Origin of the sequence: Sphingomonas sp. 3-13AW, assembly GCF_049311085.1 — a bacterium.
Lineage (GTDB): Bacteria > Pseudomonadota > Alphaproteobacteria > Sphingomonadales > Sphingomonadaceae > Sphingomonas.
This window is the reverse complement of record NZ_JASNVZ010000001.1, coordinates 182,700-200,374: the sequence shown is the minus strand read 5'-3', so window position 1 is coordinate 200,374 and position 17,675 is coordinate 182,700. Positions and strand designations below refer to the sequence as shown.

Below are 17,675 nucleotides of genomic sequence, written 5' to 3'. Positions count from 1 at the left end.
CTGATCCTACAACCGAGGTATGGCTATGATCGAAGAAGAGCTGAAGGGGAGTGTGCAGAGCATCATCTTCGGCCCGGCGCAGGACAATGGCTTCACGGTTATGTCCGTCCACGACGCGAACGGCAGTCGTTCCGTGGTCGTGGGCTACGCCGCCCTGCACGGGTTCCAGGTCGGCGACGACGTCGAGCTTCAGGGCAAGTGGAAGGAGGGCCCCCGCGGGCAGCAGTTTTCGGTGAGCCGCGCTGTTAAGCGGATGCCCCAGACGCTGCGCGGTATCGAGAGATGGCTCTCCAAGGCCAAGTTGCCGGGCGTCGGCCCGACCACGGCCGCCAAGCTCGTCAAGCGGTTCGGCCTCGAGACCGTCGACCGCCTCATCGAAGGGCATGAGGATGTCATAGCTATCGTGGGCAAGAAGAAGGCCCCGAAAATCATTGAGGCCATCACCGCCAAATCCGCCGAGGCCGCCGTCGGCAGCATGCTTGCTGCTCACGATATCGGGCCTGCCATTCAGAGGAAGATCTTCGAGCGTTATAAGGGGGATGCTCAGTCTGTCCTGCAGACCGATCCCTATCGGTTGATCCTCGATCTCGACGGGGTCGCGTTCGCGACGGCCGACAAGATCGCTCAGTCCACGGGACTTCCCAAGGAAGCGCCCTCTCGTATCCGGGCTGGCATAATCGAGACGTTGCGAGAGGCATCTCTAAGCGGCGATTGCGCCCTCTATCATGGCCAGTTGCTCGAAAAATGCAGGCAGAAGCTCTACGTTGGCGAGGGGCTGATCGAGGATCAACTCGAGGAGTTGTCCCCTCGCCGTATTGTTCCCACCCGCATCCGTGGGCAGAGAGCCTGGGCGCTCGTGAAGCTGAACAGGCTCGAGCGCGAATTCGCCCGGCGCCTGGTCCGAAAGCTGCGTGACCGCAATGTGCCAGATTTCGGGATGGAAGCCATCGAGCAATCGGTGGATAAGGCATGCGTCAACCTGTCCATCACGCTCAACAAGGAACAACGCGCGGGAGCGATCATGGCTCTCCAAGAGCGGTTCGCTATCCTTACGGGCGGTCCCGGTACCGGCAAGACCAGCACTCTCAAGGTGATCTGCGAGGCGTGGCGCATGCTTTCGCCCCGGATCCTGATGAAAGCGCCGGAGAACCGGCAGTTCTCGCTTGCCGCTCCGACCGGCAAAGCCTCCAAGCGCATCACGGAGTCAACAGGCTTCGAGGCCAAGACCATCCACCGGCTTCTGGAGTTCAAGCCCGAGAAGGGGGGGTTCGACCGCGGAGAGGCCAACCCCCTCGAATACGGCATGATCTGTATCGATGAAGGGTCGATGCCCGACATCAACATCATGACAGACCTGAGCCGGGCGTGGGGGCAGGGCCGCGTCCTGATCGTCGGAGATACTGACCAGCTCCCGTCGGTCGGACCGGGCAAGGTCCTCGCAGACATGTTGGCCAGCGGCCAGGTGCCACATGTCCGTCTGACGCAGATCTGGCGGCAAGCCGCCGGCTCGGCTGTTGCCCTCGGCGCGGACTCAATCCGCAAAGGGCAAATGCCCCAGATGGGGCTTCCCGGGAAATCCGACCTCGTCCACATCGATCTATCGGACCCTGAGGACGTTGCGGACAGAATCGTCGACATGTACGTCGACAATCTCCCGAAATACCTGGCATCGCTGAACCTAGACCCGGCGAGCATTCAGGTACTCTGCCCTGCAAGGATCAACACGGTCGGTACCGTAGCGATCAACCGTCGGATCCAGAACGGCCTGCGACGCCAACGCTATGACGGAGTCTGGGCAAGGGTCGGCAATGGCATGGAAATTTGCGTAGGCGATAAGGTGGTGCAATCGGCTGCTGTCTACGCCGAGGTCCAAGCCAACATGCCAGGGCCCGTCATTGCGATCGATCGCGATCGCGATGATCGGCAGCAGGTTCACGTGAATTTCGGAGGCCACCGCTATACCTATTCCGGGCGCGACTTGGATGCCCTGTCCGTGCATTCCCGGCGCGAGGGTTCCGTCTTTCTCTCGGACAAGGCCAAGAAAGCAGATGGATCGCTCATCCAGACGGAAGGCGGACCAGGCGACAAGGTCATCCAGCTCGAGAACGACTATGATCGCAATATTTTCAACGGAGATACCGGCACGATCATCTCGATCGACACCGATATCGCAGGTCATGCGGTCAGGTCCCACGTCGATTTCGGCGGATCCATCCAGACGTTCGAAGGCCGCCATCTGACGAACCTCGCTCTGGCATACGCTTTGACCATCCATAAGAGCCAAGGGTCAGAGTACCAGGCCGTGGTGATCCCAGTCACCACGTCCCACTACGCTATGCTCAAGCGCACGCTCCTCTACACGGGCGTGACGCGTGCCAAGCGCCTTTGCATCTTGGTGGGCACTAAGCGGGCCATCCAGATCGCCATTAACGAAGAGGACTCGATCACTCGCGTCACCACCTTGACTGATGCAATCCGGGAGGAAGCGGACGACGGCTACGGAGATGAAATGGGAGCCGCAGGCGATCACTTTGGGAACGAAGACGGCGCTCGCGATCGCAAGCTCACACCTTCGGAAGACCTCACCCATGAAGATGCCGGCCTCCGGTCGATGGCAGAAGATGTCGCTTTCTAAGGAGCCACCCTTGAAGAAGGCGAAAATCATCGCAGTCGTCAGTGCGGCGCTCGCAGTTGCGGTGCCTTCGCACGCGTCGGCACAGGTGTTTGGTCCCAGCAAGGGGCGAGCAGCACAGGCACAGCGCATGAAAAGCTGGGAGCCAGCGACGGTAGCCTCTGTCATCAAGGATACCCAAGCCGCAGTACGTGCCGCCCGTGCGGCCGGAGGTAGGGTTGGTGCCCTGCCCTCGGAAGCCGTCTCCGTTTACAACCAGAAGGTCATTGCTGCCGCAGCACCGACCTCGTCTGCGGCTCGTGGGTACGGCACTGATATGACGCCGGACCGCTGCGAGTATTACATCCGGCATGCGGAGCGGCGATATGGCCTTCCGCCATATCTCTTGCACGCGATCTCCCTCACCGAAAGCGGACGAGGCGGGCGGCCAAACCCCTTTGCAATGAATGTCGGCGGACGCTCCTACTCGGCAAGAGACGTGAACGACATGGTGCGCGTCGCAGACGCAAATTGGGGGGTTCAGAACGTGGATGTGGGCTGCATGCAAATCAGCCTCAAACACCATGGCAACAGGTTCCATGACTGGAAGACACTTCTGGCGCCCCAGTACAACGTCGAGTACGCAGCTTATTACCTGAGCCAGCTCAAGCGCGAACTCGGAACATGGACCCGCGCTGTGGGAGCCTATCACAGCCGGACTCAGTGGCGGGGCGCAAACTACGTCTGTCTGGTAACGCGGCGGTGGGGGCAGATCTTCGGCTCGGATCGCCCCGGCTGCGGGCCCAACCTAGAGATGATGGCGCAGCTCCTCTATCAGGACGCTTCCTGGACGAACTGATTTCGAAAAAATGAGGCAGAGGGGAGCTGGAGGTGATACCTCCGGCTCCTATGAGCCTGCTCGCTTGCGAGAGGAAGTTTTCGAAAGAAGTTCGGATCGAGAAGTGGTTCGAAGGGAAAATGCTATGACGAAGATGGTGCCGATTACGGCCGGCCTGGTCGGCTATGTAGCCGCCTTGATGCTGGGATACCCGAACGCGGCCCTGTTCATCGGCTTGGCCTGCGCGGGAATGGGGTTTTTGGGTCGCTTCGCCGGCAACGGATTACACCTAAACGGCGCGCAGATGCGTGAGGTCACACACCTCACGCATAGAGCGATTGCGGCAAATTGGGGCCTGCGTCCGCTCACCCAGCGCTTCGAGGAGCACGAACAGCAGAAGCTCTTGGGCTCTATGTTCGACGCTGTCGCTGGCGAGCCGATCCAGGAGCTCGTCGAACAGTGGCCGATCCTGTGGGCTCACGTGCAAAGGGTTCATTTTAGCGGTATCCCGCCCCTCGCGTCGCTACGAGCGATGAAGCGTGCCTACCGAGCCCGGCTTTTCAGCAAGGATAAGTCCCGGGCCGGTGAACTCGCAAAACCTGTTGCCGCCGCCTACGCGGCGCTTCACCCCAGCCCCGGAGACGACTTCGACTGGTTCACTCGCTGGGCGTCCGCGATCGGTCTCCCCGAGGAGGTCGCTCATCAGATCTGGCACGAGGCGATGCATTCGGAGAAGCCCGCCTCTGTACAGCTGACGCCACTGCCCGAGGTCGATTGCGCCGCGCACGGTGAAGGCGCCATCTCGATCGAGCCCTCGCCTCCCTGCGGAGACGTGCACCTCTCGGACGAAGAGATAGACCGCCGGCTCGCTGCGACCCGCTAGGTAAGAAAAAAGCCTACCGTTGCAGGATGAGACGTCCTAAAATGGACGTAATCTATTCTCCCGCGGAGGCCATTATGGCAGATGACGTCGTACCCCAGAATGGAGGCGAGCACGGCCTCCACCCCATCGAACCCGTTGCAGCGAGTGCCGGGGGAGCCGCGCAGGCGGCACAAATTCCCGAAGGCCATGCCCCTCCTGAGAAGGCCCCCCCTCACGCCGACAAACAAGTCGAAGCTTCTATGGGGAAGGAAGCTCCCGCCCGTCCGAATTTCTCTCCGCAATCGGGCGACCCAGCTCGATCTTTCCGTGCGCACGAGCCCGCCGGGTTCGCTGCGGGCGAGAGCCAAGCATTCAACCTCCTCGACAAGGCCATCAAGGACACTGACTGGGGTTGGAAGGCAAAGGCTGGAGAGGCCCGTGAGCTGGGCCGCCTGACCTTTATCAATACGCAGAATGCCTGGATTGCAGCTGCGGTCGAGGATCCTAAGCGAGCGACGGAGGCATGGGTAAAAGCTACCCGGCGCAATCCCAGTTCCGAGATGGAGCAGGCGTTGGCCCAGCGGCTCAAGACCAATGCGGAGACGGGCAAGAAGCAGGCGGTTCCCGGCCCTGGTAATCTGGACACGCTCGCCGCGGATATCGGGCAACTCGCCAACCGTCGCGATCTCAGTGAGAGCAAGAGCCGCAAGACCGCACTCAGCGCATCGCTGGGTGAATGGAACGTGATACGCGGGGATTCACAGCAGCGGGCTTTGCAAGCCAAGCGCTCGCGCAGCAACGAGCTTTGGAGCCCCGAACCGAACAAGGGCGAAGACGGGCTCCATCTCCTGAAGTCCTTCATAAAGGGCTTTGCCACGCACCGTGAAAGCGCGCAGAAAAAGATTGAGAGCAACAAGGCCAGTCTTGCCGGGAAAGCGATGGAGGGCATCCAGAAGGAACTCGGCCATGTCACCACGAGCATCAAGAAGTTCGAGACTGAGCTGAACATCCCCATGAGCGAGCGCGAGAGCAGCGGAGTGGTGGGTCGGTCTCGTGAAAAGGTCGCCAACACCAAAGCATTCAGGCTCGGAGCTGGCGCAGCGAACATCCTTGGCAAGGTGTCGAAGAAGGCCAACGAGGCGGTCAGCGAACTCGCCAAGGGCGTTGCCATTCAGGGCGCCGCCATGGCCGCGAACCCGGGCACGGTCGGCGGTAATCAAGGTACCGCGTCCTACCAGGCACGCATGGCCGCGTTCCATCAGTTCCAGCAGTCGCGAACCGGTATGGGGCCGGCGCGATAGAACAAGTCAGCCAACACCAATCGAACGAAGGGCGGCCCGCGGGTCGCCCTTTTCTTTTAACGTCAGGATTCTTCATGCACGCAATCTCACGCATGCGGTCCCCGGATTACGCCGGCGATGCTCACTATCCCGACCCGGGCGCCGGCTACGAACTGCGCGACGATGAGATCATCGTGGATAGCTTCGCGGGTGGCGGCGGCGTTTCGACCGGTTTCGAAATGGCCCTCGGGATTTCGCCCCATATAGCCATCAATCACAACCCGATTGCGCTTGGGGTTCATGAAGCAAATCATCCGGAGACGTTGCACTTCGTAAATGACGTTTTCGCGGTTGAGCCCCACGACGCCGTTCCGGCCGGCAAGAAGGTAGGCGTTTTCTGGTCGTCCCCTGACTGCCGCTCGTTCAGCCGTGCCCGAGGCAAGGCCCCCGTGTCCGAGCCGGTGCGCGATCTCGCCTGGGTCGTTATCAAGTGGGCGCGCGCCGTACGCCCGCGCGTAATCTGCCTCGAGAACGTGCCCGACTTCCTCAAATGGGGGCCTGTTGGTGCTAACGGAATCCCAATCAAGAAGCGCATGGGAGAAACGTTTCACGCATGGCGCTCGCAGCTCGAGGCGCTAGGGTATCAGGTTGATCACAAGCTGTTCGTAGCAGCAGACTATGGCGCAGCGACCACCAGGCGGCGGCTTTTTCTCGTAGCTCGCTGCGATGGCCTCCCTATCCGGTGGCCCCAGCCGACGCACACCAAGTCACAAACCGGCTTCTTTGAGGGTGGGCTTCGCCCGTGGCTGACTGGCCGTGACGTCCTCGACTTTAATGAACCTGTGCACAGCATCTTCCTTTCGAAGGAGGAGGGCAAACTTGCTGGCGTCAAACGGCCACTGGTTGAGAAGACCATGCGGCGTATTGCTCGTGGCATGTACATAAAGGTCATCGAAAACAGCGAGCCTTGCATCGTCTCATACTACGGGGAAAAGCGCCTGGATGACGGCTTCCGCGGGCGTGGGCTCAACGAAACTCTCCCGCCACAGACGACGGCAAACCATTTCGGCCTTGTGGTGCCGCTGACTCATGCTGGCGACGATCGTGTCTACGGTGCCGGAGACACTTTGCGAACGATCACCTCCGCCCATCGAGGCGAGTTCGGCTTTGTCTCCCCCACTATCATTCAGGTAGGATACGGAGAACGAGAAGGGCAGCATCCCCGCGTCCCGGGGGTCACCAAGCCACTTGGCACGATGGTCGCCAGCGGCAACAAGCATGCTGTGATTACGGCACATGTCGGCGAGGCGACGGCCCCGGCTCCAGTTCTGGTTGACCGGAGCGAAGAAGTCGCCCGGTTCCTCTGGGATTACCGCCGCTACGCCAAGGGCGAGGTGCAGCTCAACAGCGCGGGACGCCTCATCTATGGGGGCCGGGAGATGCGTATTGGCGACATCGGCATGAGAATGATCACCCCGCGGGAGATGGCGACCAGCCACGGCTTCCCCCGTAGCTACCACATCGATCGAACCTCAGCGGGAAGGCCGCTCACCCTGACCGAACAAACGTCGCTCCTGGGCAATTCCGTTCCCCCACCGATGGCGGCAGCGATTATCGCTGCCAACGTGCGCCCGCCGCGGCCACGTCCGGTGCTGCTGAAGGCCGCATGATCATGAGAGCGGTCAAGCCGTACCTTTTCCGCCTTATGGACCGGCCGAAAGCAGATCACCTCCGCTATGGGGCGGAAGACACCGAAGCAAAGCGGTTCGTCGACCGCGTGCGGGTCTGGACCATGGAGGGGTACGTCCGAGGAATCTGGAACCATATTGCGAATGAGATAGCCGGCGAAAGCGGCGGACATGCTGATGAAGAGGTGCGGAAAAGCCTCCGCCGGAAAGCCCAAATTCGCTACACCAAGGCTCAGGCACTCGGCATGATCATCGGCTGGAGTGATTACGTCTTCTGCCGTTCAGATCGCTCTCTTGCTCTCGAATGCAAGTCCTCGCGTGGTGCGCAGCGGCCCGGGCAAATCGATTTCGAAAAATGGTGCACGGATCAGCAGATCCCCTACCGCATCTTCCGAACCGCCGAGGAGGGGTGGGACATTCTTGTGGAGGAAGGATACCTTGATCCGCAAGCGTGGCGCCCCCGGGGTCAGATCAGCGCCGAGGTCGGGCGTACGGATTAGCCGGCCCAGCGGATGGCTTTGCCTGCAGAGGGTCGCGATCCTATAATCAGTATGATGACCGACGACCCCATCATCGCCAGGACGTCCCACCCCCGGCAGGACAAGATTTTGAAACGTGCGGAGAGAGATGCAGCAGGAGGTTGTAATCCTGATGTCAATCTCGTTCGGCGGATCGCTGAAGCGTCACGCTTGCTGTCTGCGGCCGAATCTGACGCCGATGTCCTGCAGGTCGTGGAGAGGTTCGCGTCCGAGATCGTAGGCGCGCAATGTGCCATCCTTGATGGTTCCGTCACCCCATATTCCGGCAGTACGGCAGTCGCGATCCTCGACTCCTTAGGCGCCCACCGGGCGACCTTAATGCTGTCATGTCAGGATCTGAGTCCTGATCTCGACGACTCTATCCAGATCCTGGCGACCCAGGCGGGGCTGGCCTTGGGCTGTCACGCGCTGCGCGAGAGCTCCTTCCAAAATGTGACTTCCCGCCAGGTCGCAGAGTTCAAGGCCGATCGTCTGCAGAAGCTCTTTGATCGCCGCCTGGAAGAGGCCCTCGGAGAGCGTAGCATCTGGGCCGAGGTGTTCAAGGGGTCACAGTATGGGGTTTGCATCATCGCCCCCAACCTGCGCTATCTTTCGTTCAATCCCGCCTTCGAGGATTGGTTCGCCCGCCATAGCGGCATGATCCCCTTTCCAGGTCAGTCGTTGAAGGACGCGCTCTCAACCCAGCCCGAAGTGCTAAGGGAGGCAGAGGCCTGTTGGGCCCGCGCTCTCGCGGGAGAGGACTTCATCCACAATTGGCAGGTTTCCTCTCGGGGGCGCGAATACCACTACGAGACGAGGTACACGCCTCTCCTCAACGAGGTGGGCGAAGCCAAGGCCGCGGTGCAGTTCTCCCTGGATGTGACTGAGCGCTTTGCCGAACGTCATAGGCTGGAAGTAGCCGAAGCGGCTATGCGTCAGTCACAGAAAATGGAAGCTGTGGGCAAACTGACGGGCGGCATTGCTCACGACTTCAACAACATCCTGACAGGAATTGTGGGTGCTATCGACCTCATAGGCCGGAAGATCGCGGACGGCCGCCTGGAGGCGGTGCCGCGGTATCTCGATATGGCAGCGACATCAGCAAATCGTGCAGCATCGCTTACACATCGGCTGCTTGCCTTCTCTCGACGGCAACCCGTCGACCCTCGCCTCGCCGATGTTGAAGCCCTGGTTCTCGGCATGGAGGAAATGATCTCCCGGGCAATGGGGCCGGACGTGGCGGTGGAGACATCTACCAGCGGCACTTCGCTCAGGGTGCTTTGCGATTCATCGCAGCTCGAAAGCGCTTTGATGAACCTGATCGTCAACAGCCGCGAGGCAATGCCCACCGGGGGACGTCTCCTTATCGCTACGGGCCAGGTGGCACTGGACGAGCTTCCTCCTGGACATGACGTCGATCCCGGAATCTTCATCAAGATCGCGGTGTCGGACAACGGTTGCGGGATGACGCCGGAAGTAGTGTCCCACGCGGTGGAGCCATTCTTCACGACCAAGGGCATAGGGAACGGGACGGGTCTCGGCCTCTCCATGGTCTACGGCTTTGCACGCCAGTCTGGCGGCTTCATGGACATCCACTCAGCCGAAGCCGAAGGGACCACCGTATCGGTATACCTGCCGGCTACAGCGATCTCGCCGATGATCGATGAAACCCCGGTGGACTCTGTCCGCGCCATTCGCGGGGCCACGGTCCTGCTAGTCGAAGATGAGCCCGCAGTTCGAGCAATTGTGGTCGAACTTCTCGACGAGATGGGATGTCACGTGATCGAAGCTGAAGATGGCGGTCAAGGGGTTGCTATCCTTTCTTCGGGACGAGCCATCGACGTCCTCGTCACCGATATTGGCCTGCCTGTCCTGAACGGGCGGCAGGTCGCCACGGTGGCCCGGTCCGAACGGCCAGGCATCCCCATCCTGTTCATGACCGGCTATTCCGAGAACGCGACTATCACGGAAGGCTTTGGCGGTCGGACCTTGCTGGTTACGAAGCCGTTCCGCCCCGCTCAGATTTCGGAGGCATTAGGCAGGCTTATTGGATAGCCACGCGTGCTTCGGTCGCCCTTCGTCCCCCCGCCCCTCCCTACCGTCGCCGAAGCCGTGCACCCATTTCTGAAAATTGAGGACGACCTTATGAATCTCAGAACCTTCGGCATGATCAAGCCAGACGCAACAGCGCGAGGCGTGCAGGATGATATGGTCACCGATATCGAGGTCGCCGGCTTCGTCGTCGAACGGCGGATCCAGCGCTCTTTGTCGCGAGACGAAGCCGAGTGGCTGTATCGAGAGCACGCAGATCGCGATCATTTCCGAGGGCTCGTTGACTACACGATTTCAGGAGAGGTCGTGATGTTGCTTCTTACACACCCGCAAGGCGATGCGCCCCGACGATTTCGGGAGCTGATGGGGCCGACGGACCATAGCCAGGCGCCCGCCGGAACGCTCCGAGCTCGATATGCTGTCGGGTACCGGGAAAACAGTGTTCACGGCTCGGATTCTCCCGAAGCCGCGGCCGCTGAGATCTCGCGCTTCTTCGGCTAAAATGCGCGGCAGCTGCTTATATGAGCCATTGCTGCCACACTCTCCAAACGGCCGGCGCGGGCTTCGGGCTGCCAGGGCAAATCAGAAGCTTGGGCACGCGTCTCGCTCAACTTCGCCACAGCGCGCCCAACAGGATCGTCCGATCCCCCACGATCAGCATCAAGCGCCTGTGCTGTCCGGTCGAGCAGTAGCACCAGCGTGTTGCCGGTACCGAGGCTGGAGAAAAGGGATCGCTCCCCCACGCTAGCTGCTTTTTCATTTGGAAAGCTCTGTTCCAAGGCGTTCCAGACCAGGTTGGAAGCGTAGCCGAATGCTTCCTGATCATCCATGTCACGGACCGAACGGCTGAACCGCACTGCCTCACCGCTCTCCAGCTTTGCTCCGAATAACGACGTCATGCTGGGCACAGTCTGCCACAAGGTTGTGGCCACAGAGGACGGACCGTCCTCGATGCCAAGCCTGGCTCTTGCGTCACGACAGTGATCGAGGAGTTCCGCTGCTAATTGCCTGTCGTCTAAGGCGAAGGCGCGAGCTGAGTACGCGCGGATATCTGCATGTCGATCACTCTGGGCGTCCGGCCACCCGGCTGACCATTCCGGGCTCACAGGCTTTCCAAGCCTGGCTCCCGCAGCGGCAAGGTGTCCGGCCAAAGCATCCCGCGGGCCATCCATATCGATGCGGGCAACCCCTCCGCACTTCGCCGCGCGATCTACAAGCAGCGCGGCAACATTGCCCCGTGTTGGATCGGTGAGCAGGTAATTGTCCGGCATCCCAGGCGCGAACACGGTGCATCGCATTACCCGGCGAGAAGCCTCAGCGATGCTCCTGTCAGTTGTGTAGCAGCGTGTGATATGCGGATTCCGGTGCATCTCAACGTCCTGCATCGGCGCCCCAAGGGCGGCAGCCAGGAATGGAAGGTCGTGATGTAGCATCGAGCCCAGATCAAAATCGGCTGGTTCGATATTGAGCCTTGTCCGCGTGCTGCGTGCATACTCGAGCACCCTGTCAGCGAGGCGGCGATCGGCGACCCCTGAAAGGATGGTCGCGTCGCAGTTGCGGTCAATCACTCAATCCCCCTCGCTGAAGGCGCCGACCTACAGCTCCCGCACTATCCTGAAAACCCCCTAACCCGGACCCGCGTCCTTATTTGCGGTGTAAGGAGAAGATGGAGAGGCGGAGCGGTACGCCGCGGCCGCTTGATCAGGGATGCAGCCCCTATCCGCACACGGTGTTCTTTCGCCAACCGACAGCAACTCGCGCCTGCGAAGGGTGGACGGACCCGCGCAGGAGACACAAGAATGTGACCGATTATCCGGGCATGGTTCCGCGCACCGAAATTTCATCCTATAACCCATCCTCTCCAGAAAGGGATGTGACGTGGTTTTCCTTACCGGGGCCTGGCGCCTGAAGACATTTGCCGTCATTGCAGCGCTATGCGCGGTCTCCTATTCGCTCGCCTGCGCGTTCCTCTGGAAGCTTGGCCGCCTCGGGGGCCTGGCGCAGAGCATCGGGGCTCCCTCGGACCCTTTCCTCTTCGGCTTATCAATCGCTGCTATCCCGGTCGGGTTCACGGCACTGGCTGTTTGGGCGGCGTCGGGCGTTATGAACCGGGAAATGCACCGATCGAACCTACGAGCTCCGCTAAGCGAAGGGCGCGTCCACTGGATTACGGTCAGGATCGTCGCCGTTGCCTGCATTCTGCTGATGGAGGGTGCGATCCAGATCCTTCCTCAGCATTATCCTACCTTTGTGTCGTTCAGCCACGCGCATTGATGGATGGGAGCGGAAAACAAGATCCTCCGGCATACCCGGCGCCGCTGGGTGCGTTGCACCAAAGAGGCGTCACGCCACGAAATCCCACGGGCTCCATGCGCCGGACCCACTGAGTTCCCCTGTAGCCGGATGGCAATTGCAGAGAGAGCCTTTGCTCTTTCGCGGGCGATCACCGGAACGAACATCGAAAGGAGCTGCTGATGAGCGGCGGCAACCATGCAAGGGCGATCGGCCGATCTGACCACAGGCCGGAAGCGACCCCCGTGAACGTCAGGAACGCTTTGACCGATGAGCAAAGCAGGATCGTCACACACGATCCCAGCGGCACGCTCATCGTGGAGGCATTCGCTGGAACCGGCAAGACCAGCACCTTGGTTGAATATGCGAAAAAGTGGAAGTCCAAAGGGCTCTACCTCTGTTTCAACAGTTCGATCGCGAGCGAGGCGAAGGTGCGGTTCCGCGGGACGAATGTCACCGCTCGAACGGCCCATTCGTACGCGTCGCAGGCGCTTGGGGTGAGCCGCTACAACGGTCGCCTGGTGAACAAGATTCGACGCCAGCATATCCGTGAGGCAGGTATTTCTCTGGGGAACTTATATGTCTCCGAGGAGCGCATGATGAAGGCACTCCTCGAGGCCCTGACGAGCTTCATGATCGACCAGGGAGCAGAGCTCCAGCCGTACCATTGTGGGCTTCAGGGTCTGACAGATCGCTCACTGGATTCCGTTATGCCTATCCTCTCTTCGGTGGTCGAGCGGTTCATCAACTTTCAGACCTCCGATCTGCCGTTCACTCACGACATTTATCTAAAGCACCTGGAGATGTTCGGAGGGATTTCGAAGGAGTACGACTATCTCCTGATCGATGAGGCGCAGGACCTGAACCCGGTCCTAATCAGCCTCGTCAAGAAAAGCGGCCTCCCCGCAATCATCGTCGGCGACCCGTTCCAGAGCATTTACGCTTTCCGCGGGGCCGTGTCGGCCATGCGCATGTTCGATGCGCCGCGTCTTCCCTTGTCTCAGAGCTGGCGGTTCGGATCCAACGTCGCGGACGTTGCCAACCACATCCTGACCTATGTCTCGGAGCCGCCCGAACGACCAATCGTCGGCCGCCCTGAACACGAAACCGTCGTAGAGCGCTACTCCGGGTCAGCGCCGCCGAAGTGCTTCATTCTAGCTCGCACGAATGCTCGCCTCTTCGAGGGTCTGATCAACATCCACGACAAGCCCTTCCACGTCGCCGGCGGCTTCGGTCCGCTCGCTTCACAGCTACTCTCTGCCTATCATCTTTCACGGGCGGAAATGTACAAGGTAACCGACCAGTTTGTGCGTCAATTTTCGAGTTGGCAGGAATTCTCCAGCGAAGCTGAGGATGGCGACCCTGACGCGAAGCGGCTCTCCAGCTTGATCTCCGAACACGGCAACGAGATCCCGGCTCTAATCGACAGGCTGAAGGTTCTCGCACGGGAAAAGGCAGAAGACGCATATATCATTCTCTCCACCGCTCATAAGGCAAAGGGGCTCGAAGCTGACGTCGTTGTCATGCTTGACGACTTCGAAACGCCGCGTGATCTCAAGGAGAAAATGCTAGAAGGTAAGACGGACCAGATTACCTTCGATCAGGAGTGTCACCTTCTCTACGTAGGTGTGACGAGGGCGAAGAAACGTCTGCTGCTGGCAGACCGGCTGTTCGACGCGTTTCATCCGCATATTGGCGATGGGAATACGGCCCGCGCCCCACTGGAGTCAGTCGAATGAGAAAGGGTTTCCTTTTTATCGTCGTAGCCTGCGCTGCCCTCACCGCCTGCGGCATGGGCGGGGAAGGCAACGGAACCGCCGACGGTCCGCCCCCTCTGTATGAAAACCCGCCATTCGGCGCCAGCGACATCGATGCGACCGTCGAGGAAACGCGGCAGCGGATGGATCGTCCCGACGCGTCCTCAGACCGGTTGGACAACCGGACTGACTAACGCGACGCTGTCGCAGAGACGACGCCTTCACAACCCCCCTCCGCACAGGAGGAGGGCAAGAATCCGCAGCAGCCTGAATTTTGGAGTTGCTTAAGGATGCATCGATGCCCGAAATACCCCTAAATAAGGGGGCTAGGGCATTGACTGCTCAACTAGGGAAAAGGAAGAATTTTTATGGGAGTTTCTCTCAAGAAGGGCGAACGCGTTTCGCTGAGCAAGGACGTCGATGCGGGCTTGAAGAGCGTTCAGTTCGGACTGGGCTGGGACGAGCGGAAGAAGGGCGGCCTGATGTCTGCCCTTTTCGGCGGCGGTGGCGGCGGTGGCATCGATCTCGATGCATCGGCGGTGCTTTTCGGGGCTAACGGCTCGCGGATCGATCAGGTCTGGTTCCGCCAGTTGCGGAGCAAGGACGGGAGCATCGTGCACAGCGGCGACAACCTTACCGGCGCAGGCGACGGCGACGACGAGGTGATCACGGTTGATCTCAGCCGCCTGCCCAGCGATGTCCAGACCATCATCTTCGTCGTGTCGAGCTTCCGCGGGGATACGTTCGATTCGATCGACAACGCATATGCTCGTGCAGTCGACGCGAAGACTGGTCGCGAGATCGCACGCTACGAGATCTCGGGCGGCGGCAGCCACACTGGCCTGATCATGGCATCACTGTCGCGCAAGTCGGGCAGCTGGGAAGTCCAGGCAATCGGCGAGCCTGGCCGGTCCCGCGTATTCGAAGACCTGCTTCCGCAGATGCAAGGACATCTCTGAGGCGGCGACCGCAGGGCGCCCGTTCGGGCGCCCTGCGGTTCTGTTCGCAAGGGGCTGAAGCTAAGATCAACGACGCTGCTTGGTGTCTCGAAATCGATTCAAAGGCGGGGCAAATGAGAAAAGAACGCGCCATGCATCTTCACGATGCGATGGTCTATGTCGGCTGGATTGCCGGCCCTGAGGCACATGCGCTGGCGTATTGGACCATGCGCCTCGCTGATGAGCTCGACGGCATCCGCTGTTACGAGTTCCCTTATCGCGCATTGCGCAAGCTGGCGTGGGAGAACACGGGCCTTTTCAGTAGCTCTCAGTACGCCGTCCGTGCGTCGTACCCGCAAGAGGTGCGCGTCTTTCTGATGCGGTTCGGCGCCCGTTTCACTCCCAAGTATGCGTCGACCCTGAAGGCGATCGGCGAAGCGCTGAATGGGATGGATACGGTTCCGACCGAGACGGGGCGGAAACCCCTGGCCCTTGCAGCCTGAGGAGATACTTTTGAGCATTCAGATGACCATGGGGGAGAAGAAGCCCCTCTCTGCAATCGGCGTCGGGCAGAATTTCAGCATCATCGTTGACCACGGCGCTGCCGATCTGGACATCGCGATCTTTTCGCTCGACGGCAACCAGCGGATTTCGGATGATCGCTATTCCGTCTTATTCAGCCAGCCGAAAACGCCCGGGGCTGAAATCAGGATGAGCAGCCCCGCGCAAGGCAGCACCCGTTTCGACGTAGAGTTGGGACGCCTCCCTTCGAACATCGAACGAATGGTGGTGACCGCAACTCACGACACGTGCCCGGTCTCCCAGGCACTGCCGCTCGTGGTTTCTATCGGTGATGCCAGCTTCAACGTCGGTCGCTTCCTCAAGGACGAGAAGGCCGTCAAGCTGGTGGAGATCTATCGCCACAAGGGCGAATGGCGCCTGGGGGCGGTTGCCCAAGGCTTCAACGGCGGTCTCGCCGAGATGATCCGCCACTTCGGAGGCGAGGTTGACGGGGAACCCGCAGCAGCGCCGGCGCCATATCCTAGCACCCCGCCGCCTCCGCCTCCGCCGCCCCCAAAAAGGGTCAGCCTGAAGAAGAACGAGAGCGTGAGCCTGGCCAAGAAGGGCAGCAGCTTCGGCGAAATGTTCATGAATTTGAACTGGAGCCAGCCGAAAGGGCTGTTTGCGAAGGCCGTCGACCTCGACCTCGGGTGTCTGTTTGAGCTCGAGGACGGCCGATGTGGCGTCGTCCAAGCGCTCGGCCGATCCTTTGGCAATTATCACCAGGAACCGTTTATCGAGCTTTCGGGCGACGATCGTACCGGAGCCATCGCAGCAGGCGAGACAATCCGGATTAACGGCTCGCAGTTCCAGCGCATCCGTCGGCTTGCTGTATTCGGCTTGATCTACGATGGCGCACCCAACTGGAACGCCACCGATGGCGTCATCACCATCAAGATGCCAGATCAGCCTGAGATTGAAGTACGTCTCACTGGTGGTGACAACCGGAAACGCCTGTGCGGCGTAGCTCTGATCGAGAACATCAACGGTCAGATGAAGATCACGAGCCTCGTGAGCTATCACATCAACCAGGAAGATTACGCCAATAGCCAGGGCTTCAAAATGCGGTGGCAGGCGGCGCGTAAGGACTGACGATTAAGCTACCGATAGTCGTCACTAGCTGAGGGAAAAATAAGGCTAGGGCGTGGACTTCTCTCTCCAAGGGAAATGAACATGTTTAAGAATTTTTATGGCTCTATCGCCTTTACGGCGGTGGCGCTGGTACTCGCCGGCGTCACCGGTTACGTGGAGACCGGCCTCGCGATCGCGGCGCTCCAGATGGTCTTCATCGCCGCGGTGCTCGGCATGATGGAAACCTCCCTCAGTCTCGACAACGCCATGGTGAACGCGGCCGTCCTGAGGGACATGGATCCGAAGTGGCAGCAGCGTTTCCTCACCTGGGGCATCCTGATCGCGGTGTTCGGCATGCGGATCGTCTTCCCCCTCGCCATCGTCTCGGTGTCGGCCTGGGTTTCACCGATCGAAGCGGGACGCATCGCCCTGTTCGACCATCAGCTTTATGAGCAGATCGTAACCGGCGCTCACATCGGAATCTCAGGGTTCGGCGGCGCGTTTCTTCTGCTCGTCGGCCTGACCTTCTTCTTCGACGACACACGCGAGCACATGTGGCTACCGGTTCTTGAAAAGCCGATGGCAGCTTTGGCGCGCGTTCCGTATGCGCCCTACATCCTCACCACCCTCATCGTCGCCGCTTTGTCTTTCACGATCGACCCGGCCGAGCAGACGACCTTTCTAACGGCGGGCGTCGCTGGAATCGTGATCTACTTCGCCGTGAAGTGGTTCGGTGACTTCTTCAACAAGGAAGATGAAACGGGCGTCGTCGTTCGCTCGGGCGCAGCGTCGTTCATGTACCTGGAAGTGCTCGATGCATCGTTCTCGTTCGACGGCGTAATCGGAGCATTCGCGATCACCAACGATATCGTGATCATCGCTCTCGGCCTTGGCATCGGCGCGATGTTCGTTCGCTCGATGACAATCGCGCTGGTGCGTGGCGGTCATCTTGACGAGTACCGATACCTCGAGCCTGGTGCATTCTATGCGATCATCGCGCTCGCGATCATCATGCTCATCAGCATCCGTGTCCACACGCCTGAAATTGTCACCGGCCTGATCGGCGCCGCGTGCATCGGGTTGGCGCTGTGGGCTTCCATCCGCCACAAGCGACTCTACCCGGAAGAGTATGAAGAGGACGGTGCGGCAGAAGCAATCCTGCCAACCGGCGAAGTCATCGCGGGCGTCCATACTCGCTAACACAAGA

The 17,675-nt window shown here is 60.3% G+C and carries 15 protein-coding genes; 14 read left to right on the top strand and 1 reads right to left on the bottom strand.

Annotated features, from left to right (window positions below; translation table 11 throughout):
* The first annotated feature begins 19 nt into the window (after positions 1 to 19).
* The 8 genes from QP045_RS01100 (at position 20) to QP045_RS01065 (ending at position 10,350) form a co-directional block, all read left to right on the top strand.
* The gene (locus QP045_RS01100; RefSeq protein WP_422513106.1) at positions 20 to 2,635 is read left to right on the top strand and encodes an AAA family ATPase; all 2,616 of its coding nucleotides are present in this window, start codon (positions 20 to 22) and stop codon (positions 2,633 to 2,635) included.
* Positions 2,636 to 2,645: 10 nt separating this feature from the next.
* Positions 2,646 to 3,470, top strand: a complete 825-nt coding sequence (locus QP045_RS01095; RefSeq protein WP_422513105.1) for a transglycosylase SLT domain-containing protein — start codon at positions 2,646 to 2,648, stop codon at positions 3,468 to 3,470.
* 124 nt (positions 3,471 to 3,594) lie between these two features.
* The gene (locus tag QP045_RS01090) at positions 3,595 to 4,332 is read left to right on the top strand and encodes a hypothetical protein (RefSeq protein ID WP_422513104.1); all 738 of its coding nucleotides are present in this window, start codon (positions 3,595 to 3,597) and stop codon (positions 4,330 to 4,332) included.
* Positions 4,333 to 4,406: 74 nt separating this feature from the next.
* On the top strand, positions 4,407 to 5,612 hold the full coding sequence (locus tag QP045_RS01085) for a hypothetical protein (protein ID WP_422513103.1): 1,206 nt from the start codon (positions 4,407 to 4,409) through the stop codon (positions 5,610 to 5,612).
* Positions 5,613 to 5,686: 74 nt separating this feature from the next.
* Positions 5,687 to 7,261 carry a DNA cytosine methyltransferase gene (locus QP045_RS01080; RefSeq protein ID WP_422513102.1) on the top strand — a complete coding sequence of 525 codons (1,575 nt, stop codon included), beginning with the start codon at positions 5,687 to 5,689 and terminating at the stop codon, positions 7,259 to 7,261.
* Positions 7,258 to 7,779, top strand: a complete 522-nt coding sequence (locus QP045_RS01075) for a hypothetical protein (protein ID WP_422513101.1) — start codon at positions 7,258 to 7,260, stop codon at positions 7,777 to 7,779. Before QP045_RS01080 ends, QP045_RS01075 begins: the two co-directional genes overlap by 4 nt.
* A 54-nt stretch (positions 7,780 to 7,833) precedes the next feature.
* Positions 7,834 to 9,852, top strand: a complete 2,019-nt coding sequence (locus QP045_RS01070) for a response regulator (RefSeq protein ID WP_422513100.1) — start codon at positions 7,834 to 7,836, stop codon at positions 9,850 to 9,852.
* A gap of 111 nt (positions 9,853 to 9,963) precedes the next feature.
* Positions 9,964 to 10,350 (top strand): nucleoside-diphosphate kinase, encoded by a 387-nt coding sequence (locus QP045_RS01065; RefSeq protein WP_422513099.1) that lies wholly within the window; start codon positions 9,964 to 9,966, stop codon positions 10,348 to 10,350.
* Here the strand turns inward: QP045_RS01065 and QP045_RS01060 are convergent.
* Positions 10,347 to 11,417, bottom strand: a complete 1,071-nt coding sequence (locus QP045_RS01060; RefSeq protein ID WP_422513098.1) for a hypothetical protein — start codon at positions 11,415 to 11,417, stop codon at positions 10,347 to 10,349. The two genes, QP045_RS01065 and QP045_RS01060, sit on opposite strands and share 4 nt — an antisense overlap.
* A 310-nt stretch (positions 11,418 to 11,727) precedes the next feature.
* Between QP045_RS01060 and QP045_RS01055 the strand changes: the two genes are divergently transcribed.
* The 6 genes from QP045_RS01055 to QP045_RS01030 all read left to right on the top strand — a co-directional run bounded on the left by QP045_RS01055 (position 11,728) and on the right by QP045_RS01030 (position 17,668).
* On the top strand, positions 11,728 to 12,123 hold the full coding sequence (locus tag QP045_RS01055) for a hypothetical protein (RefSeq protein WP_422513097.1): 396 nt from the start codon (positions 11,728 to 11,730) through the stop codon (positions 12,121 to 12,123).
* 200 nt (positions 12,124 to 12,323) lie between these two features.
* Entirely contained in the window at positions 12,324 to 13,880 is a 1,557-nt protein-coding gene (locus QP045_RS01050; RefSeq protein WP_422513096.1) for a UvrD-helicase domain-containing protein, read from the top strand.
* A gap of 386 nt (positions 13,881 to 14,266) precedes the next feature.
* Positions 14,267 to 14,857: a TerD family protein gene (locus QP045_RS01045; protein ID WP_422513095.1), complete on the top strand. Its 591-nt coding sequence runs from the start codon at positions 14,267 to 14,269 to the stop codon at positions 14,855 to 14,857.
* Between the two features lie 113 nt (positions 14,858 to 14,970).
* Positions 14,971 to 15,339 carry a hypothetical protein gene (locus QP045_RS01040; protein WP_422513094.1) on the top strand — a complete coding sequence of 123 codons (369 nt, stop codon included), beginning with the start codon at positions 14,971 to 14,973 and terminating at the stop codon, positions 15,337 to 15,339.
* Between the two features lie 10 nt (positions 15,340 to 15,349).
* Positions 15,350 to 16,489 (top strand): TerD family protein, encoded by a 1,140-nt coding sequence (locus tag QP045_RS01035; protein ID WP_422513093.1) that lies wholly within the window; start codon positions 15,350 to 15,352, stop codon positions 16,487 to 16,489.
* Between the two features lie 81 nt (positions 16,490 to 16,570).
* A complete protein-coding gene (locus QP045_RS01030) occupies positions 16,571 to 17,668 on the top strand; it encodes a DUF475 domain-containing protein (protein ID WP_422513516.1) in 1,098 nt (365 codons plus the stop codon).
* The last annotated feature ends 7 nt before the right edge of the window (positions 17,669 to 17,675 follow it).

Excerpts from the sequence above, each read along its gene's own strand:
- QP045_RS01100 (WP_422513106.1), top strand. The coding sequence starts at position 20 with ATGGCTATGATCGAAGAAGAGCTGAAGGGGAGTGTGCAGAGCATCATC.
- QP045_RS01090 (WP_422513104.1), top strand. The coding sequence starts at position 3,595 with ATGACGAAGATGGTGCCGATTACGGCCGGCCTGGTCGGCTATGTAGCC.
- QP045_RS01085 (WP_422513103.1), top strand. The coding sequence starts at position 4,407 with ATGGCAGATGACGTCGTACCCCAGAATGGAGGCGAGCACGGCCTCCAC.
- QP045_RS01080 (WP_422513102.1), top strand. The coding sequence starts at position 5,687 with ATGCACGCAATCTCACGCATGCGGTCCCCGGATTACGCCGGCGATGCT.
- QP045_RS01075 (WP_422513101.1), top strand. The coding sequence starts at position 7,258 with ATGATCATGAGAGCGGTCAAGCCGTACCTTTTCCGCCTTATGGACCGG.
- QP045_RS01070 (WP_422513100.1), top strand. The coding sequence starts at position 7,834 with ATGACCGACGACCCCATCATCGCCAGGACGTCCCACCCCCGGCAGGAC.
- QP045_RS01065 (WP_422513099.1), top strand. The coding sequence starts at position 9,964 with ATGATCAAGCCAGACGCAACAGCGCGAGGCGTGCAGGATGATATGGTC.
- QP045_RS01050 (WP_422513096.1), top strand. The coding sequence starts at position 12,324 with ATGAGCGGCGGCAACCATGCAAGGGCGATCGGCCGATCTGACCACAGG.
- QP045_RS01045 (WP_422513095.1), top strand. The coding sequence starts at position 14,267 with ATGGGAGTTTCTCTCAAGAAGGGCGAACGCGTTTCGCTGAGCAAGGAC.
- QP045_RS01040 (WP_422513094.1), top strand. The coding sequence starts at position 14,971 with ATGAGAAAAGAACGCGCCATGCATCTTCACGATGCGATGGTCTATGTC.
- QP045_RS01030 (WP_422513516.1), top strand. The coding sequence starts at position 16,571 with ATGTTTAAGAATTTTTATGGCTCTATCGCCTTTACGGCGGTGGCGCTG.